Annotated in this window: 27 protein-coding genes and 1 riboswitch; all 27 genes read right to left on the bottom strand. The window is 54.0% G+C overall.

All coding sequences use genetic code 11. The features are described from left to right. Nucleotides 1–136: 136 nt before the first annotated feature. The 27 genes from KIH86_RS25095 to KIH86_RS24965 all read right to left on the bottom strand — a co-directional run bounded on the left by KIH86_RS25095 (nt 137) and on the right by KIH86_RS24965 (nt 24,449). Nucleotides 137–1,861, bottom strand: a complete 1,725-nt coding sequence (locus tag KIH86_RS25095; RefSeq protein ID WP_223081253.1) for a phospho-sugar mutase — start codon at nt 1,859–1,861, stop codon at nt 137–139. 105 nt (nt 1,862–1,966) lie between these two features. Continuing rightward, on the bottom strand, nt 1,967–2,389 hold the full coding sequence (gene fabZ / locus KIH86_RS25090; protein ID WP_223081254.1) for a 3-hydroxyacyl-ACP dehydratase FabZ: 423 nt from the start codon (nt 2,387–2,389) through the stop codon (nt 1,967–1,969). A gap of 284 nt (nt 2,390–2,673) precedes the next feature. Continuing rightward, on the bottom strand, nt 2,674–2,892 hold the full coding sequence (locus tag KIH86_RS25085; protein WP_407672351.1) for a DNA-directed RNA polymerase subunit beta: 219 nt from the start codon (nt 2,890–2,892) through the stop codon (nt 2,674–2,676). A 45-nt stretch (nt 2,893–2,937) separates the two neighbouring features. Continuing rightward, nucleotides 2,938–3,762, bottom strand: a complete 825-nt coding sequence (locus KIH86_RS25080) for a flagellar hook-basal body protein (RefSeq protein WP_223081256.1) — start codon at nt 3,760–3,762, stop codon at nt 2,938–2,940. A gap of 14 nt (nt 3,763–3,776) precedes the next feature. After that, the gene (locus tag KIH86_RS25075) at nt 3,777–4,658 is read right to left on the bottom strand and encodes a flagellar hook-basal body protein (protein WP_223081257.1); all 882 of its coding nucleotides are present in this window, start codon (nt 4,656–4,658) and stop codon (nt 3,777–3,779) included. A 70-nt stretch (nt 4,659–4,728) separates the two neighbouring features. Continuing rightward, a complete protein-coding gene (mreB, locus tag KIH86_RS25070; protein WP_223081258.1) occupies nt 4,729–5,727 on the bottom strand; it encodes a rod shape-determining protein in 999 nt (332 codons plus the stop codon). Between the two features lie 129 nt (nt 5,728–5,856). Beyond that, nucleotides 5,857–6,144: a sporulation transcriptional regulator SpoIIID gene (spoIIID, locus tag KIH86_RS25065; RefSeq protein ID WP_038699334.1), complete on the bottom strand. Its 288-nt coding sequence runs from the start codon at nt 6,142–6,144 to the stop codon at nt 5,857–5,859. 212 nt (nt 6,145–6,356) lie between these two features. Beyond that, nucleotides 6,357–7,106 carry a M23 family metallopeptidase gene (locus KIH86_RS25060; RefSeq protein WP_223081259.1) on the bottom strand — a complete coding sequence of 250 codons (750 nt, stop codon included), beginning with the start codon at nt 7,104–7,106 and terminating at the stop codon, nt 6,357–6,359. A 60-nt stretch (nt 7,107–7,166) separates the two neighbouring features. Beyond that, nucleotides 7,167–8,360, bottom strand: a complete 1,194-nt coding sequence (gene spoIID, locus KIH86_RS25055; RefSeq protein WP_223081260.1) for a stage II sporulation protein D — start codon at nt 8,358–8,360, stop codon at nt 7,167–7,169. A 331-nt stretch (nt 8,361–8,691) separates the two neighbouring features. Further along, on the bottom strand, nt 8,692–10,065 hold the full coding sequence (murA, locus tag KIH86_RS25050; protein WP_223081261.1) for a UDP-N-acetylglucosamine 1-carboxyvinyltransferase: 1,374 nt from the start codon (nt 10,063–10,065) through the stop codon (nt 8,692–8,694). Nucleotides 10,066–10,382: 317 nt separating this feature from the next. Next, nucleotides 10,383–10,640, bottom strand: a complete 258-nt coding sequence (locus tag KIH86_RS25045) for a DUF1146 family protein (RefSeq protein WP_223081262.1) — start codon at nt 10,638–10,640, stop codon at nt 10,383–10,385. Between the two features lie 277 nt (nt 10,641–10,917). Beyond that, the gene (locus KIH86_RS25040) at nt 10,918–11,334 is read right to left on the bottom strand and encodes a F0F1 ATP synthase subunit epsilon (RefSeq protein ID WP_223081263.1); all 417 of its coding nucleotides are present in this window, start codon (nt 11,332–11,334) and stop codon (nt 10,918–10,920) included. A 27-nt stretch (nt 11,335–11,361) separates the two neighbouring features. Then, nucleotides 11,362–12,762: a F0F1 ATP synthase subunit beta gene (atpD, locus tag KIH86_RS25035; RefSeq protein ID WP_223081264.1), complete on the bottom strand. Its 1,401-nt coding sequence runs from the start codon at nt 12,760–12,762 to the stop codon at nt 11,362–11,364. A gap of 127 nt (nt 12,763–12,889) precedes the next feature. Further along, nucleotides 12,890–13,771, bottom strand: coding sequence for an ATP synthase F1 subunit gamma (gene atpG / locus KIH86_RS25030; protein WP_223081265.1), 882 nt, complete (start codon nt 13,769–13,771; stop codon nt 12,890–12,892). A 200-nt stretch (nt 13,772–13,971) separates the two neighbouring features. Further along, nucleotides 13,972–15,483: a F0F1 ATP synthase subunit alpha gene (gene atpA / locus KIH86_RS25025; RefSeq protein ID WP_223081266.1), complete on the bottom strand. Its 1,512-nt coding sequence runs from the start codon at nt 15,481–15,483 to the stop codon at nt 13,972–13,974. Between the two features lie 12 nt (nt 15,484–15,495). Further along, a complete protein-coding gene (locus KIH86_RS25020; protein WP_223081267.1) occupies nt 15,496–16,047 on the bottom strand; it encodes a F0F1 ATP synthase subunit delta in 552 nt (183 codons plus the stop codon). Next, nucleotides 16,044–16,532: a F0F1 ATP synthase subunit B gene (atpF, locus tag KIH86_RS25015; RefSeq protein WP_223081268.1), complete on the bottom strand. Its 489-nt coding sequence runs from the start codon at nt 16,530–16,532 to the stop codon at nt 16,044–16,046. The genes KIH86_RS25020 and atpF overlap by 4 nt, the downstream gene beginning before the upstream one ends. A 110-nt stretch (nt 16,533–16,642) precedes the next feature. Beyond that, a complete protein-coding gene (gene atpE / locus KIH86_RS25010; protein WP_038699353.1) occupies nt 16,643–16,873 on the bottom strand; it encodes a F0F1 ATP synthase subunit C in 231 nt (76 codons plus the stop codon). Between the two features lie 75 nt (nt 16,874–16,948). After that, nucleotides 16,949–17,770 carry a F0F1 ATP synthase subunit A gene (atpB, locus tag KIH86_RS25005; RefSeq protein ID WP_223081269.1) on the bottom strand — a complete coding sequence of 274 codons (822 nt, stop codon included), beginning with the start codon at nt 17,768–17,770 and terminating at the stop codon, nt 16,949–16,951. Between the two features lie 29 nt (nt 17,771–17,799). After that, complete coding sequence (locus tag KIH86_RS25000) at nt 17,800–18,177, bottom strand: ATP synthase subunit I (RefSeq protein WP_223081270.1); 378 nt, start codon at nt 18,175–18,177, stop codon at nt 17,800–17,802. Further along, complete coding sequence (locus tag KIH86_RS24995) at nt 18,170–18,364, bottom strand: AtpZ/AtpI family protein (protein WP_235775592.1); 195 nt, start codon at nt 18,362–18,364, stop codon at nt 18,170–18,172. The genes KIH86_RS25000 and KIH86_RS24995 overlap by 8 nt, the downstream gene beginning before the upstream one ends. A 228-nt stretch (nt 18,365–18,592) precedes the next feature. Next, nucleotides 18,593–19,774 carry a non-hydrolyzing UDP-N-acetylglucosamine 2-epimerase gene (wecB, locus tag KIH86_RS24990; protein ID WP_223081272.1) on the bottom strand — a complete coding sequence of 394 codons (1,182 nt, stop codon included), beginning with the start codon at nt 19,772–19,774 and terminating at the stop codon, nt 18,593–18,595. A gap of 40 nt (nt 19,775–19,814) precedes the next feature. Further along, on the bottom strand, nt 19,815–20,444 hold the full coding sequence (gene upp, locus KIH86_RS24985; protein ID WP_223081273.1) for a uracil phosphoribosyltransferase: 630 nt from the start codon (nt 20,442–20,444) through the stop codon (nt 19,815–19,817). A 457-nt stretch (nt 20,445–20,901) separates the two neighbouring features. Beyond that, nucleotides 20,902–22,149 (bottom strand): serine hydroxymethyltransferase, encoded by a 1,248-nt coding sequence (locus KIH86_RS24980; protein WP_223081274.1) that lies wholly within the window; start codon nt 22,147–22,149, stop codon nt 20,902–20,904. Nucleotides 22,150–22,181: 32 nt separating this feature from the next. Further along, on the bottom strand, nt 22,182–22,775 hold the full coding sequence (locus KIH86_RS24975) for a TIGR01440 family protein (RefSeq protein WP_223081275.1): 594 nt from the start codon (nt 22,773–22,775) through the stop codon (nt 22,182–22,184). A gap of 150 nt (nt 22,776–22,925) precedes the next feature. Then, a riboswitch (ZMP/ZTP riboswitch) is annotated at nt 22,926–23,007 on the bottom strand. 237 nt (nt 23,008–23,244) lie between these two features. Next, the gene (locus tag KIH86_RS24970; RefSeq protein ID WP_223081276.1) at nt 23,245–23,832 is read right to left on the bottom strand and encodes a low molecular weight protein arginine phosphatase; all 588 of its coding nucleotides are present in this window, start codon (nt 23,830–23,832) and stop codon (nt 23,245–23,247) included. A gap of 41 nt (nt 23,833–23,873) precedes the next feature. Further along, the gene (locus KIH86_RS24965) at nt 23,874–24,449 is read right to left on the bottom strand and encodes a manganese efflux pump MntP (RefSeq protein WP_223081277.1); all 576 of its coding nucleotides are present in this window, start codon (nt 24,447–24,449) and stop codon (nt 23,874–23,876) included. Nucleotides 24,450–24,687 lie beyond the last annotated feature (238 nt).

Genomic DNA, 24,687 nt, shown 5'->3' with positions numbered 1-24,687 from the left:
CCAGCCACGCGAGAGCGGCATTCTATCCACACGCCCATGTGGACTACCTCCAGACGATTCCGAAAAAAGAAACGGCTATGCACCCGATCCTAAGATCGGGGAGCCGTTTCCCCTTATATCATTATCTGGTTCCGTATTATTTGGAGCTGCCGTCTACACGCCCCATAACTTCCTGGGTGAGAGCGGCTACCTTCGACTTGGCGTCATCCAGCGATTCTCCGCGAACGGCAAAGTATACCTTGATCTTCGGCTCTGTTCCCGAAGGACGCAGGCAGAACCATGATCCGTCGGACAGCAGATATTTCAGTACGTTTTCTTTCGGAAGTCCGTTCAGGCCGACCGAGTAATCGAGCACCTCGCTGACGGAAGCGCCGGCGATTTCCTTCGGCGGATTCTGCCGCCAGTCGCTCATGATACCTTGAATCTGGGCAACTCCGTCCTTGCCTTTCAGCGTACGGGACTCCAGACTCTCAAGGAAGTATCCGAACTGCTCATACAGCTCCTGAAGCACTTCGTACAGTGTCTTGCCTTGGGCTTTATAGTACGCGCCCGCTTCGGCGATAAGCATGGAGGCCAGAACGGCATCTTTGTCACGCGCATAGTTGCCGGCGAGATATCCATAGCTTTCCTCATAGCCGAAGAGATATGTGTATTCGCCCGAAGCTTCGAATTGCGTCATCTTCTCGCCAATATATTTAAAGCCTGTCAGTGTGTTGAAAATGGTTGCGCCATAATGGGATGCAACGGCTGCGCCCATTTCACTGGTCACGATCGTCTTGACGACCGCGCCGTTGCTCGGCAGCTTGCCTTGTTCCTGCAGACGGCTCAGGTAGTAATGGATCATGAGTGCTCCGGACTGATTGCCGGACAGAACAACGAATTTACCTTCGTTATCCCGTACAACGGCGCCCATGCGGTCTGCGTCCGGGTCCGTTCCGATCAGAAGATCGGCTCCGAGCTCTTCGCCCAGCTTCATAGCCAGCGTAAAGGCTTCCCGCTCCTCCGGGTTCGGAGATTTGACCGTGGAGAATTCCGAGTCCGGCTGCTCCTGCTCCGGTACGACATGCACTTCGGTGAATCCGACTTTACTCAGTACGCTCCGGACCGGCAAATTGCCTGTTCCATGCAGCGGCGTGTAGACGATTTTGAAATTACTGCCAAGTCCTGCGGCGATATCGGCGCGTCCGACACTGACCGCTGCCACCGTATCCGTAAAGGCCTCATCTTCTTTCTCGCCCAGCCATTGCAGCAGTCCGGCCGCTTCCGCTTCTTCCCGAGTGGAGCGCTTAACGCCAGTGAAGGAATCGACATCGAATATGTAAGAGATCACCTTCTCCGCTTCATCCGGGACGAGCTGGCCGCCATGGCCATTGTAAACCTTGTAGCCGTTATATTCAGGCGGATTATGGCTCGCTGTAATGACGACCCCGCCCGATGCGCCCAAATGGCGGACACTGAAGCTCAGTTGAGGGGTCGAACGGAGGGATGGGTAAAGATAAGCCTTGATCCCGTTGCCAGCAAGCACAAGTGCAGTCTCAAGCGCGAACTCCGGAGAGAAGCGGCGGGAGTCATGTGCGATTACAATTGAAGGAAGGCCTTCTCCTTTATGTGTTTCCAGAATGAAATTGGCGAATCCCTGCGTTGCTCTGGCGATGGTATAACGGTTCATCCGGTTGCTGCCCGCACCGATAACGCCGCGCAGACCGCCGGTGCCGAATTCCAGATCACGGTAAAAGCGTTCTTCCAATTCCTTGGGATCATTGCTTAGAGCGTGCAGTTCTTGCTTGGTCGCCTCGTCAACGGACGGAGCCTGCAGCCAGCGTTCCAGCGTCTCCGCAGCATTTGGACTCAATTGGGTCATAGGTAAATCTCTCCTTCATAAGATTGATTTAATTTAGACGCGAATGCCATTTCCACAACATCAGCAGAGCATGAAAATGCCATATTGCGAATGTATCCTGAATGCTCAGGATAAGGCAAACATGATTTCGCCTTCGGCCACAACTTTGTCTTCCACTTTGGCAATCGCTTTTCCTTTGCCGATGCTGCCCTTAAGGCGGGTAATCTCAACCTCAAGCCGGAGCGTGTCTCCGGGTCTGACCTGTCCGCGAAACCGGAAACCATCGAGCCCTGCCAGGAATCCGATTTTCCCCCGGTTGGCTTCGACACCCAGAATCGCCACCGCACCAACCTGTGCCAGAGCTTCCGTAATCAGAACGCCCGGCATCACGGGAAACCCCGGAAAATGCCCTGTGAAGAAAGGCTCGTTGACGGTGACATTTTTAATGCCTACCGCTCGTACGCCCATCTCGATTTCAATGATCTTGTCCACCAGCAGAAACGGGGGACGATGTGGGATAATTTCCTGAATCTGATTGACATCCAGCATGAACAATTCTCCTTCCGAACCTATACGAAGGCTTGCCGCCTTCAGCATGCGCAGCGCCTAATTCTTCGCCGAAACGCATAAATCGTGCAGCTCCGGGCAAGAATTATAGTTATCCTTCACCTGCTGCAGAAGTGGAGGTTAAGATAAGGGGTCTTCCTGCTTATTAAGCGGAGAGGGCCCTTTTGCCATCCCAAGCTCCCCATCATTATACATATTCCAGTATAAAAAAGAAAACTCCCTTGTACAAGGGAGTTACTCATGCTTATTTAGGCTTAAAACGCATGTCATGGCGCAAACACCAAATCGTATACATGCTTCCAGGTACTCCAGTGGAACACATCGCTGAGTTCTTTTTTGCCAAGAATCACATAACCGGCGGCCATGCCGCCGCCCAGAGCCAGCAGGAGCAACAGGGGGATCAAAAACCATTGAATTATAGTCCACGTTGACCGTTTGCGTCTGACCGGCTTCTTATCCTCAGTCAATTGTCCTTCTTCTTTCAACCGCTCGTCTCCCTGACGGCCCATTACCTCACCTACTTGCTCATATTATAGCTTGCTCATACTATTGGCCAGTCCGAGCATCGCGTCGCTCGATGAAAGGGCCCGTGCGGCAAGCTGATAAGCCCGCTGAACCTGCATCATGTCGGTTATTTCCTTATTCAGATCGACATTGGACTGTTCAAGCCAGCCGGCCCGGATCGCCGGTCCGCCAGCCTCTCCGGCCTGGCGCTGAACGAAGGCCTGTCCGGCCGTAACGCCTGACGCCAGGACGAACCGGCCTCCGTCTACCGCCTGCAGCATATTTTCGTTCTTCGGCTCAACCAGCATCAATCTTCCTGCCAGTGTCGCCCGATCGTTCTCGCTTTTCTTTAGCAGCACGTTGCCGTTCTCGTCAATCGCTACGCTGGCATCCTTCTGTACGGTCAGCGGTTTGCCTGTCGTATCCAGCACCGGATTTCCGGTATTATCTACAAGGGCCATTCTGTCCGGATTGGCAGTGTCCGGCGTAAAATGAAAATCGCCTTGGCGCGTATAAGTCGTAACTCCGTCCACCTGCACCGCGAACAGGCCATTGCCCTGAATCGCGAGATCAGTTGGTTTGCCGGTTTCCTGCAGCGGCCCCTGCTCCCAGCTCGTCGTAATTTGGGGAATCCGTACGCCAAAGCCCAGGTCAAATCCGAGAGGCGTGCTGCGGCCTTCCAAATCATAGTCCTTCGACTGCTGCTGCACCCGTGTCAGCACATCCTCGAAGGAGCCCTCCTTGCTCTTGTAGCCCGCCGTGTTCATATTCGCGATATTGTCCGAAATCAGATCCAGACGCTGCTGAAGGGTGGCCATGGTTACGGCTGCGCCGATTGTCGAGTTATTCATCGGTTAATTTCCCCCTATACTTTGCCGACGCTGTTAACGGCCTTGTCCAGCGTGCTGTCATAGAATTGAACCACCTTTTGATTCGCTTCGTAGGCCCGATAGGCTGCATTCAGATCCACGGTGACCTGTGTAACATCGACATTAGAACCCTCAATGTAGCCCTGGCGCACCTGAACATTGTCTCCAGCCGCCGCATAGCGGATGCCCGCCGTGCCCAGATCGTCTGCGTGGAACACCCCGTTGCCGTCGCGAACCAGATTCTGCGGATTAGTCGCGATGCTGACGCCCAGGCGGATGCCGGTATCGGCTCCCGTCGCGGCATTGATGACACGTCCCGCGTCATCTACACGAAGGTCGTCCACAGAACGGAGACCGCCAACATTGACCGGCTGCCCGTTCGTGCCAAGTACCTTGTAGCCTCCCGAGCTCAGGAGATTGCCGGTAGCATCGACCGTGAACGAGCCATTGCGTGTATACAACTGATTGCCGTCTGTATCCTGTACCGTAAAGAATGCTTGCGGCTGGTAAGTGACCTGGCCCTGCGCATCTATATATTTGCCGGATTGATCGAATATGATGTTCTGTCCGGTTGTGGGATCAGTGACACTAAGATCGCTGGACAGTGCAAAATCGGTCGTCTTGGTCGTGTTGACCAAATCGCCCTGAATGAACTTCGACATGGACTGCTCTGCAAAAACCCCCGTATTCAGCTTGCCGATCGGCTTCGTCGTTCCATTCTGCATCGCGGAGATGAGCACCTCCGGAAACGAATGATTCAAGCTTTCAACCTGTTTGTACCCGGTTGTGTTCATATTGGCGATATTCTGGGTAGCCGTATCGTGCCGGCGCTGTTCAGTCACCATTCCAGCGGCTGCCGTGTATAAACCTCTGATCATAAAGGCGTGTCTCCTTCCTTAGGCCTAAAACGAACTTCCGATTTCGAACCTTTACCTTTATATCGGCGGTTTAGAACTTTTTCTTAACAACCCTGTCCAAATGATCGAGCATAATTCCCGTGCCCTTCACCACGCAGTGCATTGGGTCTTCCGCCACCCATACCGGAACATGAAGCTCTTCGGCAAGCAGCTCGTCCAATCCCGTCAGCAGCGCTCCGCCCCCGGTAAGCACAACGCCCCGGTCGATAATATCTGCCGACAGCTCCGGCGGCGTCCGTTCCAGCACGGTCTTCGCGGCTATCACGATGGACGATACCGGGTCCCACAGCGCTTCCTGCACTTCGGCAGAGCTGATGGTCAGCGTCTGGGGCAGCCCGCTTACCATATCGCGGCCGCGGATGTCCATCTCGGCCTGCGTCCCGCCGGGGCGGACATTGCCGATGTTCAGCTTGATGTCTTCCGCCGTACGCTCGCCGATCAGCAGCTTATATTTCTGTTTGATATATTTTAAAATGGCCTCGTCAAACTTGTCCCCCGCAATTTTAATGGAGGAGGCGGTAACGACGTCGCCCATGGAGAGCACGGCTACATCCGTCGTTCCGCCGCCGATGTCGACGACCATATTTCCGCTAGGTTGGTAAATATCCATGCCCGCTCCGATTGCGGCGGCTTTCGGCTCTTCTTCCATGAAGACTTCCTTGGCTCCGCTGCGTTCGGCCGCTTCCCGGATGGACTTCTGCTCAACCGAGGTGATATTCGTAGGTGCGCAGATCAAAATGCGCGGACGCGAATACCAGCTGCGTCCCCCGACGCGGTCGATGAAATATTTCAGCATCGTCTCCGTGATCTCAAAATCGGCGATAACGCCATCCCGGAGCGGACGAATGGTTGAGATGTTGCCAGGGGTGCGGCCGACCATGCGTCTGGCCTGCTCTCCTACTGCAAGGACCTTCTTCGTATCGCTTTCCAGCGTTACTACTGAAGGCTCATCCAGAACGACTCCTTTTCCTTTAACATGAATAAGCACATTGGCAGTGCCGAGATCGATTCCGATGTCCTTGCTAAGCATAATAAAAGAGCCCCCAAAGTATTATTTTAGATCAAATCGACGGTTTGATACCAACTTTAAAACTACCATACTTTAGGGGGTAAATACAATGCAATTCTGCCTTAAAATCACCTTAAAATCCGCGTTATGTCAGGGCTTCGCCGCAACTGCCACCTCCCGTTTCTTTCCGGTGTTTTTTTTATATTTGATTTTTGTAGCCTCTCCCCCCCGAAGATGGCGGATCGATTTGTGATACTCCAAAATGTGTTTCACCTGATCAGCCAGATCAGGATTGATCTCCGGCAGCCGCTCGGTCAAATCTTTATGCACCGTACTTTTGGAAACGCCGAATTCTTTGGCTATCGTTCGGACCGTATGCCTAGTTTCCACGATGCAGCGTCCGATTTTTATGGTACGTTCTTTGATGTAATCGTGCACGCTCCCGCCTCCCAACTGTGGATAGTTTGGTACATTATATGAGGGGCGGGCCTATATATTCGCGGTTTGCCGGGAGGACGGGCCGGGGAAGCCGCATTTTATTTCCGGGACAACCGTACCAGAAGGAAGGCAAAGGATGGGAAGGATGTCCTAAGTACGGGCATACAAAAAAAGCGGCGGGACCTGAGGTCCCGCCGCTTGGCGGTTAGCCGTTATTTTTGCGGAAGCAGATCGGAAGGATTCACAAGCTTGCCGTCCTGGTATACCTCGAAATGAACGTGGTTGCCCAGATCCTTCTCCATCTCGTTGCGACCCGCGCTTGCAAGCGTATCGCCCTGCTTCACCTGGTCGCCCTGCTTCACCTTGGCATCTCCAAGGCTTTGATAAACCGTCTTCAGATTGCCCTGATCGACTTCGATTACGGTACCGAGCGTCGGAACATCCTCCACCCGGGTGACTTCGCCGCTGACAGCGGACTTCACATCAAACGTCTTGTTGTCCTGGCGGGCCAGGTCGATGCCGGTATTCGGTGTGAACGTATCGCCGCTCTGCACCATAGCCTCGATGTGATTCTGCTCTGTGCCCTTCTCGTCATAATACGGCTTCACGATCTCCACGCTTGCAGGATCGGCTACCGGCCATGCCAAACTTTCGGCAGTTGCAGTTACCTCCAGTGCATTTGGATCCTTGGCGTCACCTTGAGCAGCCTTCTGGTCGCCTCCGCTGACATCATTCGTAACGACGGCTGCGGTGTCTGTCGAAAGCGGCTTGTGGCCGGCATCCTGATAGACCCACACCAAGGTTAGTATGATTGCCGCTGCTGCCGTGTAGACTGCTGGAAATACCCAGCGTTTTCTGAACAGTCTGTTCCATGAAGAAGGCTTGCGGCCCGTTTCTCCCGAATTAGATTTGGTTTTGAGAGAATCTTCAGTGGAGGGTTGATTTTTGTTTTGTTCATTCATTTGCGATCACCTCAGTAACCAGTGTTACCGGGGTATCTTCTTTTATACGTTTCTTTCACTTTATTTTTTCAAAAGAGTCGAGACTTGCGTGAACGAAATTCCGCTGTAATAGTGTTTGAGAATCGCGGTCGCGGTTGCGCCTTCTTTGGCCATGCCGTCGGCTCCCCACTGGCTCATTCCGACACCATGACCGTTGCCGTACGTCGTGATGGCAATGCTCCCGTCCTTGATCATCCAGGTGAACTGGCTGGAGCGAAGCCCGAGCTTCTCCCGGACTTCCCGGCCCGTGAAGACCTGGCCGTCTATCGAAATCTCTTTCACCCGATGCCCTGCGGTCACCGACAGAATCTTCATAACAGGCATTCCTGAGCCTCCACTCTCTGCCGCAAGCGGCACCGGTCTCAGCCTCACTCCTTGTCCTGTCATAGCAACCTCGCTTGCACCTTGACTGCTCACGCCTAACTTCTCCCGCAGCTCTGCCGGAGTGAAGGTCGCGGTCATCGCAAGCTGCGGGTCCACATCGCGGTCCCATGGGCTGGCTACGCTGCGCAGATAAGGAACGGCATTCTTCCAGTAATCCTCGGAGTTCTCGGTATAGCCTCCGCTGGAGGAGAAGAAGGATGCCGTGATCGGCGCACCCCGGTAGGTCATTACGACGCCGCGAGTCTCAAGCGCAGCGCGGCGGAGTTTAGCCAGGTCGTCAGACCGACCGGCCTTCGTGAACCGGCGTTCCAGTTCGGCTGATGACAGATACGCCTGATGAGCGACCGTATCGGTCACATCGGCTGCGCCTCCGGGAACGCCGCTGTGGTCGCCGGCCAGCAGCCGGCGCAAGATGAAGGTGCGGGCCGCGACGGCCTGGGCTTTGAGCGCTTCAAGCTCAAAGCTGACCGGCATTTCGGCCGCCACGACGCCGGTGACGTAGTCCTCCAGCGGCAGCGTCTCGATTTGTCCGGTCGCGGACAAATACACGGACACCTTCGGCTGCGCGGCTTCCGCTTCGGGCGCAGCCGAGGGCCCCGCCGCGGCCGAGGCGGCGGGCTTCGGGCCGCCGGGCCCGGGCTGCGCCGTGCCGTGATGCAGATGCACCACGGCGAGCGGCAGCAGCAGCCCGGCGAGCAGCGGCGCGGCCAGCCAGGCGGCGGCCGCGAGCCGGCTCCTCGGCCGCGGGCTTGGCCGGCGCCGGCCGAGGCGAAGCCTGCGCCGCCGGAGCTTCCGGGCGGCCCGAAGGGACCAGGTCCGGAAATCTTTCATCTCTTCCGCCTCCCTTGTTCTCTGTGCTCAATAATAGGATATGAGTCCCGCGACATTGCTAGAACGCAGATTGCAAGAAAGGCGGAGTTCTGGCCCCCCAGGGCGTGAAGGATTCAGGCGATTTTAAGGTGCCGGATCTATAATCTATCTGGGAACCCCAGACATGAAAAAGAAGCCCGGCCCAGGCCGGACTTCAATTCGTATTTTGCATAACTCGAAACTTCCATGTACTTAAGCAAAATGCTCCGTAGAAAAAAGAATGATTTCAATTGCTATAATAGACCGATTGAGGATAGAATTAGCGAGCTTCGATAGGCTGGATCAGCTCTGCTTACACCCAGCTCGGCTGTATCTGAAAACGTCCCGGCGCTTCTTCCTTCAGCACAGCTGCACGGGAGGGTTCGGGTTTGACCGTTTCTTCCTTCGCAGCTTCCGGTACACTGTCTTCCAACGATACGCGCCAGATGTCGGCGCCAAGACCCGACAGCTTCTCTGCCAGGTGAACATAACCCCGGTCAATGTGATGGGTTCCGCTTACTTCTGTTGTTCCCTCAGCCACAAGGCCTGCAAGGATCAAGGCAGCTCCGGCGCGCAGGTCTGTCGCGCACACTTTGGCGCCAACGAGACGGGCGTTGCCGGTAACAATTGCCGTACGGCCCTCGACCTTGATCTCGGCGTTCATATGCTGGAACTCTTCAACATGCATGAAACGGTTCTCAAAGACTGTCTCCGTAACGACGCTCGTGCCCTCCGAACGAAGCAGAAGCGCCATCATCTGCGACTGCATATCCGTCGGGAAGCCCGGGTAAGGCAAAGTTTTCACATCGACAGCCTTCAGAGGCTTGTCGCTGATGACGCGGATTCCGTTATCGCTTGGAATAATGGTAACGCCCATTTCCTCCATTTTGGCAATGACAGGTCCGAGATGATCGGCGATTGCGCCCTCTACGAACACGTCTCCCCCTGTAATGGCGGCAGCCGCCATATAGGTACCGGCTTCGATCCGGTCCGGAATGACATTATGTTTAACCCCATGCAGACGCTCCACGCCTTCGATCCGGATGACTCCCGTTCCGGCGCCGCGCACAATGGCTCCCATGCTGTTCAGGTAATTGGCCAGGTCTACGATCTCCGGCTCTTTGGCGGCATTCTCGATTGTCGTGACGCCTTCCGCCAGAGAAGCGGCCATCATAATATTCTCCGTTGCACCCACGCTGGCGACGTCCAGATAGATCTTCGCTCCACGCAGACGCCCGTTGCTCTTGGCCTCAATGTAGCCTTGGCCGAGATTAATTTCGGCCCCGAGCGCTTCAAAGCCCTTCAGATGCTGGTCGATTGGACGCGTACCGATCGCGCAACCGCCGGGCAGAGAAATTCTTGTACGGCCCATTCGGGATAAAAGAGGTCCCATGACAAGGAAAGAAGCACGCATCTTGCGTACCCACTCGTATGGCGCCTCACAGGTAGAGATCGTTCGGGCATCCACCTGGATTATATCGTCATGATATGTAACTCCCGCCCCCAGAGATTCCAGCACTTTGCTGATCGTCATTACATCATCCAGCGGAGGTGCGTCGATAATGACGCTTTCTCCTTCTTCTGCCAACAGAGAGGCGGCTATGATCGGTAGTACGGAATTTTTAGCGCCGCTTACTTTAACGCTCCCGGTCAATCGGTTGCCACCGCGGACGATAAATTTGCTCATTTTTGGGTTCCCTCCGCGTCCATTATTTTCACTGACCTGCATGTCATTCTTCATATCCTTGCTTGTTTAATTTTTTAAAGTAAAAAGTTAAGGTAATAATTAATTTGGCTTCTTGCTTCGATTTCCGCTGCTTGGTCCCCGACCAGGCCTGAAATGATGAGATTCACGATAAACGTGAACCATGTGGTGCCATAAAGCACCTTCAGGTGTTGATCCTTGGGACAACTGTTAATTTAAGTTTTGTCTAAAAAAAATGTTATTATGCGGCAGTTCTTGGCGAATCCGGTCTACGACATTAATAACCGAACCGTCTTCCGTCAAAACATATGGCGGATTTGGGTACTGTATCCCAAATAATCCAGCAGAAAGCCCGCTACAAAATGCCCCAGCACAATGGCAAGCAGCAGATGCAGCAGCCGACCTTGCGGACTCTTAGGATATCTTATGAATAACTCCAGCTTAAAGTTCTGCAGAGCCCACCACGATATCGCAACACATATCAGCGAGACGGCCAATGACAGCAGGCCGCTGATTCCGATCGAGCCGGTTAAATCTGCATTTACGAGATTATCCATCCTAACCCCCCCAGACGGTATCGCCCTTGGAAATCGACTCTTATATCATACTTGCGTAGTGGAAAAGAATCCAGTCCTTTTACAATTTTTTTCGTTAAAATCTCCAATAAAACGCTATCATATCCGCTGTCCTCCAGGAAGTTACAAAATGACACCGTTTGTTAGAACTTTGACATTTATTCAAGTCATATTGCGAACGAGAATTTTCTTATAACGAACATATTTGGTATGCAAAAAAAAGGAGCAGACCGGACATCGTCCGATCTGCTCCTTTGATTCATTGCTGTCCTTTACTAGTGGACACCTTAATCCGTGTAACCGCCCGCTGAAGCGCAAGCTCAGCCCGGCGATGGTCAATCTCATCCTGCTTGCCCCGAACCTGCAGGCGACGCTGTGCGCGCTCCTTGGCAGCCTCGGCGCGCTCGAGGTCGATATCACTGGGAAGCTCGGCGCTTTCCGCCAGTACGGTCACTTTATCCTTATGCACTTCAACGAAACCGCCGTGAACGGCGACCGTGGTTACGCCAGCTTCCGATTTGATGGTCATCGGCGCTACCTGAAGCGGAGTCACAAGCGGAACATGTCCGGGCAGAATGCCCAGATCGCCTTCTGCTCCCCGTACGGTCAAGCTGTATACCTGCTTGGCGTATACGAGGTGATCCGGCGTGACAATTTCCAACATAAAAGTGTTCACTTCGAAATCCTCCTCAACCCTTCAGGTTTACAGCGTTTTGGCCTTCTCCACCGCTTGCTCGATTGTACCTACGAACAGGAACGCGGCTTCCGGAAGATCGTCGTGCTTGCCTTCCAGAATTTCCTTGAAGCTGCGGACAGTTTCATTGATCGGCACGTAAGCGCCCTTGAAACCCGTAAACTGTTCGGCCACGTGGAAAGGCTGCGACAGGAAACGTTCCACCTTGCGGGCACGGGACACGATCAGCTTATCTTCCTCGCTCAGCTCATCCATACCGAGGATAGCGATAATATCCTGAAGCTCGGTGTAACGCTGAAGCAGCTGCTTCACGCCCTGAGCTACATTGTAATGCTCTTCTCCGACAATTTCCGGCGCCAGAATACGCGAGCTGGATGCCAGCGGGTCAACGGCCGGGAAAATGCCTTTTTCAGAGATTTTACGTTCCAGGTTGGTCGTCGCATCCAAGTGAGCGAAGGCCGTCGCCGGAGCCGGGTCGGTATAGTCATCCGCCGGCACGTAAATCGCCTGGATCGAAGTAACCGAGCCTTTCTTGGTGGAAGTGATCCGTTCCTGAAGCTGACCCATTTCCGTTGCCAGCGTAGGCTGGTAACCTACCGCGGACGGCATGCGGCCGAGCAGAGCGGATACTTCGGAACCTGCTTGCGTGAAGCGGAAGATGTTGTCGATGAAGAGCAGCGTATCGCGTCCTTCCACATCGCGGAAGTATTCCGCCATGGTCAGACCCGTCAGTGCTACGCGCAGACGTGCGCCTGGCGGTTCGTTCATCTGTCCGAACACCATCGCCGTCTTCTTGATAACGCCGGATTCGGTCATTTCACCGTAAAGGTCATTCCCTTCACGGGTACGTTCGCCAACACCCGCGAATACGGAGATACCGCCATGTTCCTGGGCGATATTGTTGATCAATTCCTGGATCGTTACGGTCTTGCCTACGCCGGCACCGCCGAACAGGCCGATCTTACCGCCCTTGGCGTAAGGAGCGAGCAGGTCGATAACTTTGATTCCGGTCTCCAGAATCTCAGCTTGCGTCGACAGCTCGTCAAAGGTCGGAGCAATACGGTGGATCGGGTTCTTCTGCGCCCCAGTGATAGGTTCACCATTATCAATGGCATCGCCCAGTACGTTAAATACCCGGCCGAGCGTAATATCACCGACGGGAACGGAAATCGGGGCTCCTTGGTCTACTGCATCCACGCCGCGGACCAGTCCGTCCGTGGAGGACATGGCGATACAACGAACCAGATTATCGCCCAGATGGTTGGACACTTCCAGGGTCAGCTCTTTGTCGCGTCCATGCTCTGCGTTGGCTCCGATTTTGACCGCATTGAAAATTTCAGGCAGCTGTCCGCGCTGAAACTCAATGTCGACAACCGGACCCATAATGCTTACTACGCGTCCTACGTTCATCTATGTTTCCCTCCTTGAAAACTGTTACCTCAATAAAAGAAACGGCTTCGTCTTCCTCTGAAAGAGGAGGGCTTCCGTTTGTGGAACAAGTCATAACCCTTAGGCGGCGCCGCCTAGCCGATCCGTCTTAAGACTGCGCGTTCGCACCGGCAACGATTTCGGTTATTTCCTGGGTAATCGCCGCCTGGCGGGCACGGTTGTAGGTCAACGTCAGATTGCCGATCATCTTCGACGCATTCTTGGTCGCGCTGCCCATCGCGGTCATCTTCGCACCAAGCTCACTAGCTTTGCCGTCCAGAATCGCGCTGTAAATCAGCGTCTCCGCATACTTCGGAAGCAGCACTTCCAGCACGCCTTCAGGCGAAGGCTCATATTCATAGCCTGCTTTCAGCTCGTGGGTCTGGCTGTCTTTCGCCGCCTCACCTACGCCGTCCATTGGAAGCAGACGTTCCACTGTCGGAATCTGGCTGATCGGATTCACGAACACATTGTAGCAGATGAAAATTTCGTCGAACTGTCCCTGCTCGAATTGGCCAACCGCCGAATAGGCGATCGCCTTGATGTCGGCGAAGGAAGGCGTATCGGAGAGCTCCGTCACTTCTTCCACGATCGGATAGTTCCGGCGTTTCAGAAAGTCGCGGCCCTTGCGTCCGATAACGAAAATTCCATACTCATCAGCCGATTTGTGGCGCTCCTGGATCAGAGTCGTCACTTTCCGCAAAATGTTGGCGTTGTAGCCCCCTGCGAGACCGCGGTCTGAAGTGACAACAATGTAGCCGGTCTTTTTAACAGGACGGCTCACCAGCATCGGATGCTTGACACCATTCGTTCCGGAGGCGATATTCGACACGACTTCTTTCAGCTTCTGCGAATAGGGACGGGCTGCTTCCGCCTTCTCCTGCGCTTTTCTCAGCTTGGAGGCGGCGACCATTTCCATCGCTTTGGTGATTTGTCTCGTGTTCTGGACGCTTTTGATTTGACGTTTGATATCACGCATGCTTCTTGCCATGATTTCACCACCTATAAGCTTTGGCGAAGCCAAAGCTGGCTTCGTTAGCATAATCTGTGCTTTGGCGAAGCCAAAGCTGGCTTCGTAAGCGTAATCTGTGCCTTGGACGAAGCCGAAACGGTCGGCCTCGCCGGAATTTGCCGGACAGACAGTCAGCCGGTCCGGTCTCTTGCATTTATGTCATTCGCTCCAGGCTTAAATCAGCTGGTGGCGAAGCTCTTTTTGAACTGTTCGATCGCAGCCTTAAGGGCATTCTCGTTATCAGCAGTCAGGTCCTTCGTTTCCGTAATGGAAGCGGCCACTTGCGGCACATTGCTGTCCATGTAGGAGAGGAATTCCCGTTCGAAGCGTTTAACGTCCTTAACCGGGATATCATCCAGGAAGCCCTTAACCGCCGTGTACAAGCTGATAACCTGATGTTCGACGGACAGAGGTTGGTTGACCCCCTGCTTCAGGATTTCCATCATCCGTGCGCCGCGGTTCAGACGGGCCTGGGTGGATTTATCCAGATCGGAGCCGAACTGGGCAAAAGCCTGCAGCTCGCGATACTGGGCAAGGTCCAGACGGAGAGAACCGGCAACCTTCTTCATAGCCTTGATCTGCGCGGAACCGCCTACGCGGGATACGGAGATACCGACGTTGATAGCTGGGCGTTGACCGGAGTAGAAGAGATCGGATTCCAGGAAGATCTGACCGTCGGTGATGGAGATTACGTTAGTCGGAATGTAAGCAGATACGTCGGAAGCCTGGGTTTCGATGAACGGCAGAGCCGTCAGCGAACCGCCGCCGAGTGCGTCGCTCAGCTTGGCTGCGCGTTCCAGAAGGCGGGAATGCAGATAGAAGACGTCGCCCGGGAATGCTTCACGGCCCGGTGGACGGCGGAGCAGCAGGGACAGTTCACGGTAAGCCGCAGCTTGCTTGGACAAGTCATCATAGATAACGAGAACGTGCTCGCCCTTGTACATGAAGTACTCGCCCATTGCGCAGCCCGCATACGGAGCAATATAGAGCAGTGGAGATGGCTCGGAAGCCGAAGCGGTAACGACAATCGTGTACTCCAGCGCACCGTGGCGGCGCAGCGTTTCGACAACTTGCGCTACTGTGGATTGTTTTTGTCCGATGGCAACGTAGATACATTTCATTCCGTTGCCCTTTTGGTTGATGATGGCATCGATCGCAATCGCGGTCTTACCGGTTTGACGGTCGCCGATAATCAGCTCGCGTTGTCCGCGGCCGATCGGAACCATGGAGTCGATAGCTTTCAGACCGGTCTGCATCGGTTCATGCACCGATTTACGATCGATAACGCCAGGAGCGTTGTTCTCAACCGGACGGAATTCTGTCGTTTGAATCGGGCCTTTGCCGTCCAGCGGCTGACCGAGCGGGTTCACGACGCGTCCCAGAAGGGCTTCGCCAACCGGAACCTGCATGATGCGTCCCGTACGCTTCACTTGGTCGCCTTCACGAATTTCGGTGTACTCGCCGAGGATAACGACACCGACGTTGCTTTCTTCCAAATTGAGCGCCATGCCTACGACACCGTTGGAGAACTCCAGCAGCTCGCCGGCCATTGCATTTTCCAGACCGTGTACACGGGCGATCCCGTCGCCGACTTGAATAACGGTTCCGATTTCGGCTACTTCAATATCGGATTTATACTGCTCGATCTGACTTTTAATCAAAGTGCTGATTTCTTCAGGTCTGATGCTCAAGTACGCTCACCCCTATCTTCTGTGCTTATCGTTAAAAGATTTTTCCAGACGTTCCAGCTTGCCGGAGAGGCTGCCGTCATACAGCGTATCGCCGATAACAACCTTAAGTCCCCCAAGCAGACTCTTGTCGATAACATTCGTTGCGCGGATCTTGCGGCCTGACAAAGTGCCGAACTCTTCGGCAACCGTGTTAAGCTCCCGTTCGTCCAGCTCATACGTGGAATACACGGTAGCGTCGGCGAGGCCAAGGCTCTCGCCTTCGATCTTGATATAGCTCTCCAGAAGTTCAGCCAGAATGCTCATTCTGCCGCGCTCCACCAGGAGCTCAACCGTATTGATCACAATACTCGACAGTTTGCCTTCCAGCGCCTTCTTGAGCACGGCCAGCTTGTCTTCCCCGGAGATCTTCGGGGTGCTGATGAAGCGGCCAAGGTCGGAGTCGGATGCAAGTGCGGATACAAGAGCCTTCAGCTCCTCTTCCACTTCCATCGTCTTGTTCTCCTCCAAGGCTACCTCGAACAAAGCCTTCGCGTATCTCTTGGCGACTACCGTATCCTGACTCATGATCTGCCCCCAACCTCTTTGAGGTATTGATCAACGAGTTCCTCCTGCGCGGCGTCCGAGCTGACTTCCTTCTCAAGCAGCTTGGATGCGATTTTGACAGAAGCCGATCCGAGCTCGCTGCGAAGCGCCTCGACGGCCTTGTCCTTCTCGTTCTGAATATCGCGTACAGCCTCATCCTTGATGCGGGCCGCTTCCGACTTGGCCTGCTCGAGGAGCTGTTCGGTTTGCTTCGTGCTCGTCTGTCTGGACTGCTCGATGATATCGTAAGCTTCCTTGCGCGCATCCTGGAGCGCCTGCTTCTGTTCTTCTACATAAGCGACCGCCTGCTCCCGAGTCTGCGAAGCTTCGTTAATCTGCTGCAAGACAAGCTCGCGGCGTTTCTCCATGACGGAGAACAATGGTCCGAATGCATACTTGTTGAGCAGGAAATACAAGATCAGGAAAGCGATCAGCGCAAGGGCGAGAGATGTGAATGAAAAATGCACGTGGGTCACTCCTTTCCAGTAACTTCATTATCCACCCAGTGGACAGATCTTGAGCCAAAAAGAAAGCGCGGAGGGCCGTGGCCTTCCCCGCCATGTCTTTGGAATTCGGATTATGCTCCAGCGTTTGCGTAGAAAATGAAGGCAAGAACGACACCGATAATCGGCAGTGCTTCAACCAGACCTACACCGATAAACATTGTAGTCTGCAGCGTGGACTTAGCTTCAGGCTGACGGGCGATACCTTCTACCGTTTTACTTACGATCAGACCGTTACCGATACCGGCGCCAAGAGCGCCCAAACCTACCGCGATTGCAGCCGCGATGTATGCCATAACTCCCATTTGATAAATCCTCCTTAGAGATCTGTAATGTTGGTGTTTATTTCAAGACAGTCGCCGAAGCGTTCCTGTCCGGAATTAATGCTCTTCATGCGTATCGATCGCTTGCGAAATGTATACGAACGTTAGAATGGTGAAGACGAACGCCTGGATTGAACCGACAAATATACTGAAGCCCTGCCAGATCATCAGCAAAGGTATGGAGGCAACCGCTCCAACAATACTGCTTGATCCTAGTGTAATCAGGACGGATATCAGCACCTCGCCGGCAAAGATGTTGCCGAATAGACGCATGCCGTGCGTCAGCAATTTGGAGAACTGCTCGATCAGATTGATGGGCAAGAAGAACGCGAAAGGCTGCAAATAATGCTTGAAGTAACCTTTCGTATTGCGCGTTATGCCAAGGAAGTGAACGAGTACGAAGATCATTCCCGCCAATCCCATGGATACGGACGCATCAGCCGTCGGCGATTTCCACCAGGCGACTCCGACTTCCGCTTCTTCTCCAGGATTAGCTGCTTGATCCGCATGCAGCTTCTCTGTTACGGTTACAAGCTCATGTCCAAAAATATGGGCCTTGCTGGCATCCGTATACTCAGTCACAATCCCGAAAGGCAGTCCAAGCATATTGCCGACAAAAATAAACATGATGAGCGTCATTCCCAGTGAAAGAAATGGCTTGCCCTTCTTCAAATCCATAGTGCTTGAAATCAGACCTTGAACGAATTCGACGACCCATTCCATAAAGTTCTGCATCTTGCCCGGATTCTCAACGGACAGATTGCGTGTTGCCAGACGGGCGATGACAAATACGATGGTGCAAGTCACAACAAGCATCAAGACGATGGAGAGGTCAAATTGAAGCCCGCCCAATTCAATGATCGGTGATTCATGTATCATGTTTCTCACCCCTTTCTCAGCAGCAAGGTTCAATCCTCATTTAATACCATAATAAATCCAACGATAAAGAGCATGAACTGTCCCGCCACCAAGCTCGCACATACGGCGAGTTCATTAAAATAGTGAGGGTATTCCAGCGCAAGCACAATCGCGAGAATAGAGGTAGCCACTCTGACGCCGAATCCAAGGGTTGCCCCTTTCTTGCTTCCTCCGGCAGCGGCGTTTGTAATTTTCCGAACTTTGTAAGCCATGTACAACACATTGAGACAACTGACCGAAGCACCAAGAACGATCCCGTGAAAGACCGTTCGTCTATGGGGCATGATCTCCGCAATAATGAAGCAGACGGCAATTATCGCCATGATTGTCATAAACATAAGCTTGTTCAGCTTGGAAGTGTCATTCATTGTTGTCCCTCATCACCTTTTTGATTATGGAAACAATGCTCAACGCTCCCGACAGCATGCCGAAGAGAACGCCTGCGCCAATCCAGAGTCCGGGATTGCCCCACTTGTCTCCAAGCCAGTTCCCAAGATAATAGCCGCCCAGCGTACAGCCGGCAAGATCGACTCCGATCGCTGTCACAAGTCCCATTGCCTGTAGAGATCTTCCGGGGTTTCGGTCTCCATTATTAGGTTGTTCCGGCTGTTTCATAGTATCCCACCCTTGGAATTCCAATTCATTTTACTGAATGTTACAAGAGTTTGTCAACGTAGCCATTGCCGGGTTAATATCGGCTGAAACTATGAAAATAATCACAGCAAAACGTTACAAATCCAGATAAACCGGACAGTTTTACTGTATGCTTTTTTGAAAACCTTTTTACAGATTGGCTTCTGACACTTTTTCAGCATCTGTGAACATTCTGTGAAATTGTTCTGGGCGATTCTTGTTCACCCCAAAGTGGTGCAAAATCGCGCTGACAATTCGTCCTGATGCTCGGCCATCTCCGTACGGGTTGGCGGCCCGGCTCATCGACTGATAGAGGTCCTGATCAGTCAACAACGCATGTGTCCGTTGATACACCTTCTCCTCGTCCGTACCAACCAGTTCCAACGTTCCAGCCTCGATGCCTTCCGGGCGCTCCGTGGTATCGCGCAGCACGAGAACAGGAACTCCAAATGAGGGAGCTTCTTCCTGCAAGCCGCCGGAATCGGTTAAAATCAGGTGAGTATGCGGATAGAAATTATGCAAGTCCACGACATCCAGCGGATCGATCAGCTTGATTCGGGGATGATTGCCCAATATCTCGTATGCCGGTTCCTTCACGGCCGGACTCGGGTGTACGGGATAACAGATGGCTACATCTTCGAACTCATCAGCAATGCGTTTCACGGCACGGAAAATATGACGGTGCGGTTCGCCTTGGGATTCCCTGCGGTGCGCCGTCATCAGTATAAGCCTTTTTCCTTGTGCCCAATCCAGTACAGGATGCCGGTAGCCCGGCTGTACGGTATATTGAAACACATCGGTCACGGTATTGCCTGTGATATAAACACTTGATTCTTTTTTGTTTTCATGTCTCAAATTACCCGCAGACCAGTCGGTCGGAGCAAAGTGCAGGTCGGCCAGAACGCCGGTCAATTGACGGTTCATCTCCTCTGGATACGGAGACAGCTTGTTCCATGTCCGGAGCCCGGCTTCGACATGTCCAACCTGGATTTGCTGCAGGAAGGAAGCGTAGCTGGCGAGGAATGTGGTCAGCGTATCGCCATGAACCAGTACAAGATCAGGCTTCGCCTCCCGCAGAACGGGCTCGAGTCCTTCAAGTACACGGATACTGATTTCATTCAGTGTCTGGCGGTTCTTCATGACATCCAGATCATAGTCCGGCACAATCTTGAACACCTCGAGCACCTGATCCAGAAGCTCACGGTGCTGCGCCGTTACGCATACAAGCGACTCGATATGCTCGGAATGCTTCTGAAGCTCAAGAACAAGCGGCGCCATCTTGATCGCCTCGGGTCTTACCCCGAATATCGTCATTACCTTAATCTTTGACATATCCCCTGTCCTTTCTTCTCAGTTGCTTCTTGTCTTCGAATTATTTGGTTCCGTACAGCCGGTCGCCGGCGTCACCAAGACCTGGCACGATATATCCGTGGTCATTGAGGTGCGAGTCGAGTGCCGCAACATAAATATCGACATCGGGATGAGCCTCCTGAACGGCTGCAACGCCTTCCGGAGCGGCGATCAGGTTCATCATCTTAATCTGGGTACAGCCCCGGTTCTTCAGGGATGTGATGGCTGCGATAGCGGAGCCGCCGGTGGCCAGCATCGGATCGATGACAATCAGCTCGCGTTCCTGCACATCTGTAGGCAGCTTGATGTAGTATTCTACGGGCTGCAGCGTGTCCGGGTCGCGGAACAGGCCAACATGGCCAACCTTGGCCGCAGGCAGCAGCTTCAGGACGCCTTCCAGCATGCCGAGCCCCGCCCGCAGAATCGGAATCAGCCCCAGCATTCTGCCGGAGATGACTTTACTCTCCGTTTCGGCAACCGGGGTCCGGACTGTAATCGTCTCCAATGGGATATCCCGCGTAATCTCGTAAGCCATCAAAGTAGCTACTTCGTCCACATGCTCTCGAAATTCCTTCGTATTGGTCCGCTCATCGCGTATGAAAGTCAATTTGTGCTGGATCAAAGGATGATCGCATATTACCAGTTTTCCCATTCATTGTCCCTCCGAGTTGTAAGTCTTGTCCAGACCGCAGACGAATCTCTTCCTTCACGGCTAAATCCTGTCTATTATATCATCACCGGGAGCGCTTTTCACTAAGAACAAACGTGCAGAAACGGAAGGTGAAGCAGTCCCGAAGTCCCGGACGGACGGGACTTTATTCAGGATTATGCGAGGCTTTTTCCATTCCCGGCAATTCATTCATGTTTTGTCTTCCCCGTTTTCATTCATTGCATACTTTTCACAATCTTTTCACGAGATTTCTTGAAAAATGCATGAACATTCGACACATTTTCATACGCTTTCCAAGCTGGCAGTTCGCCGTTTTTTGTGAACGTTTTGTTACATCCGAACCACTGCATAAACATACTAAAAAAGGCCCCCGCATGCCGAAACCGGACATACGGGGGCCTTATATCGTGCAGCGAGCAGCCGCTCGCTGTGATTCTTCTTAATACTGAAGCTCCGGATAAATAGGGAAGCGTTCCGTCAGGGAAGCGACCCGAACGGCAGCGTCTTTCAGCGTTGCTTCATCCTTCGGATTCTTCAGAACCAAAGCGATGATGCTGCCGATTTCAGTCATCGCCTGTTCGTCCATGCCGCGGGACGTTACAGCAGGTGTGCCGATACGGATGCCGCTCGTGACGAACGGGCTCGTCGGATCGAACGGAATGGCGTTCTTGTTGACGGTAATGCCGATGGAGTCGAGTACCTTCTCGGCGTCTTTGCCCGTGATGTTCAGATTGCGCGTATCCACGAGCATCATGTGGTTGTCGGTTCCGCCCGAGACAATGTTGATGCCTTCACCGGACAGCGTCTCGGCCAGCACCTTGGCATTCTTCACTACATTTTCCGCATATGTCTTGAAGGACGGCTGCAGCGCTTCGCCAAAGGAAACGGCCTTTGCGGCGATGACATGCATCAGCGGTCCGCCTTGGGAGCCCGGGAATACAGCCTTGTCGATGGCTGCGGCCCATGGCTGTCTGCACATGATCATGCCGCCGCGCGGTCCGCGAAGCGTCTTATGGGTTGTCGTCGTTACAAAATGCGCATGCGGCACAGGGCTCGGATGCACGCCTGCGGCAACCAGGCCGGCGATATGCGCCATGTCCACCATGAAGAGCGCGCCGATGTCATTTGCGATAGAAGCCAGGGCCTCGAAATCGATGGTGCGCGGATAAGCGCTCGCTCCCGCAACAATCAGTCTCGGGCGATGCTTGAAGGCGGCCTTGCGCACTTCATCATAGTCAATCAGGAAGGTATCTTCTTGTACGCCGTAAGCGACGAAATTGTACAGAAGGCCGGAAGCATTAACCGGGCTGCCGTGCGTCAGATGGCCGCCGTGGGCCAGGTTCATGCCGAGCACAGTGTCGCCGGGATTGAGGGCGGCCAGATAAACGGCCATATTCGCCTGTGCGCCGGAATGCGGCTGCACGTTGACGTGGTCGGCTCCGAACAGCTGCTTCGCACGGTCACGGGCAAGGTTCTCGACGATGTCGACATCCTCACAGCCGCCGTAGTAGCGCTTGCCGGGATAGCCCTCGGCATATTTATTCGTGAGGACGGAGCCCATGGCTTCCATAACGGCTTCACTGACGATATTCTCCGAAGCGATCAGTTCGATGTTCGCCTTCTGGCGTTTCAGCTCCAGTCCCATTGCCTTCAGCACTTCAGGGTCGCTCTTGCGCAGTTGTTCCATTTTACTTGATTCCTCCCTAATTATAGTAGAAATTAATCACACAACCGAGATCCGCTTGTCTCCTTCTTCGCATAGACCGCCCGCTCGCCGCCGATCAGCGGCGGCCGGGTGTAGGCCGCATTGACACGAGCCTCTCCAATATAGCGCAGCGAAGGACGGAACGGCACCGCCACACGGCGAAGATGCATGCCAATCAACGTTTCTCCGATGTCGATTCCGGCATGGGCTTGTACACTTTCGGCCAGAACCGGATCATCCATCGAATTGTAGGCCGCGGCCCCCAGCGAGCCTCCGGCTCCGGGAATCGGCACCGCCGATACCTCGCTTAGGCCAAGACGTTCGAGCAGCGAGCGTTCCATAACAAGCGCCCGGTTGAGATGCTCGCAGCATTGATAGACGGGGGTGAATTCGAACTTTTCAGCTGCCTTCCGGACACCGGCCAGCAGCTGCTCGGCCACCTCCAGCGCGCCGCTCGTTCCGATGCGCGCACCCGCAACCTCGCTGGTGCTGCCTCCGACAACAAGCACTTTCCCCTGCCCGACCTTCCCCGCCTCAGCCAGCTCCTTAAGCACGAGGAAAGTCTGATCGGCAAGGGAAAGCTCCGCGCCTGTTCCGTTGTCTTTCACCGTGGTACCTCCTTAAAGTCCAGAATACCTGAATCGCCGAGCCAAACGAAGCATCCACCGTCGGCAGGGAGTCCGAAAGACTCTTCCTTCTAATGTAAGAACCGCCTTTTTCAAACAAAAAAGAGCAGTCCGCAGGCAGCTGCGGATTTGCTCTTTCGCCCAGGCGACCGGCCGTTTATCCAGGTGCTCCATCGTGGTTGCTCCACACTTGTCGCCAGTTACACCCAGACCGTTAGTTTTGTCTATATCTTAAATCATCATTAGGCGAAAATCAACCGTTTGGGGATAAATACCTGACATTAAGGATGAATGCCTGAAGGAGTCATCTTGACGCCGGACGTTTACCGAAGAATCGGATACCCCTGTTGAACGCAGCTGATCATGATCAAACTTATCTGCGAGCGAAACTCTGCCGTACTGCTGCAACATCATCTTTCGGCTATTTTCGGGCATGAGCATTACGCCTGTTTTATTGTAAGCGAAGAGCCTCCAGCTTATCCAGCAGTCTGTGCAGCGAAGAACGGATTTCGGCTGCCGCATATTCATAGTCTTCCCGGCCTCCGCCGAAAGGGTCCATGATATCCGTGCTCGGAATGCGCTGGCGGATTTCGATAATCCGCTCCAGATCGGTCGCCTTGGGCTGCTGCCCCAGCGAGGCCGCGAGCTCCGTACCGGCATAGAGACTGTCCAGCTCTTCCAGATCGCGGCGTACCGCGTCTTCATCCTGAACATACTCTTTAAGAGTATAGGTCTTGGTTACGACAGACGGGTAGTAGTGCAGCACATGCCGCTTGTGGCTCTGGGTGAGCGTCAGCACCAGATCCGCCCAGTTCAGCAGATCGGCTGACACCTGGGAAGAGGTAATGTTGTCCGTGATGCCTTCATCCCGCAGTATGGCCGTCGCGTGTCTGGACATCGACGTCCCGGCGATTGCGGACACCCCGGCGGACCGCACCTCCAGTTTGACTCCCCGCTCGGCCGCCAGCTTGCGCAGAAGCCCCTCGGCCATCGGACTGCGGCAGGTATTGCCTGTGCAGATGAACAAAATATGAAGCATGCAGATCACCTCCATGGGATTTATCGTTTGCCGCTATTGTATCAGAAGATGAACAGCAAGCCAAACCCGAGCAGAATGGCTCCGCCAACTGCCTCCCCATATTCGCCCATTCCCCGGCTGACGCGTCTGCCCAGCAGCAATCCGGAGATTGACATCATGCCCCCGCAGGCTCCGAAGGCCAGCACTGTCAGCAGCACATGGCTCACGAAGACACCGAGCGACACTCCGACCGAGAACGAATCGATGCTGACGCTTAGCGAAATCAACAGCATGCCCCATAGCGTGCGGTGATCGAAGCCTCTCATCTCCGCATTATCAGCCGTGCGAAAAGAATTGATGACCATATGCACACCCAGCGCGACAAGCAGCCCGCCTGCGGCGACTCCGGACACTCTTCCCAGCAGATGACCCACATAATTCCCCGTAACCAGACCAAGCAGAGGCATCAGGACATGGAAAAAAGCGACCAAAAGGCTCATCTGCAGCACATGCAACAGGCGGATGCCCTTCATTCCGATTCCGACACCCAGCGAAAAAGCATCCAGCCCAAGCGCAAAGGCCATGATGGCAATCGTAAGAATCTGCCCTGCACCGGTCTGTACCTCCGCCACGCCCATGATGAACCCTCCCATGCTTCCCGTTATCTGTACAAGACACGANGGAGAGGGGGACAATCATTCCATGGATCGGGCAAAACGGAGCGCAGTCCCCGCGGAGGGCGGCACGAGACCGAAGAATGCAGCTTTACCTTCAGCTCGATCAGCTCGATCAGCTCGATGGCCCGCCTCCATGAAGCGATGCCCCACCGGTTCTGTCAATCAGCCCGCTGAGGAACTTCAGCCCGGTCAAAAGCCT

Origin of the sequence: Paenibacillus sinensis, from assembly GCF_019904155.1 — a bacterium.
GTDB lineage: Bacteria > Bacillota > Bacilli > Paenibacillales > Paenibacillaceae > Paenibacillus_AQ > Paenibacillus_AQ sinensis.
Note: the sequence above shows the minus strand (reverse complement) of the source record. Positions and strands in the feature narration are given on the sequence as shown.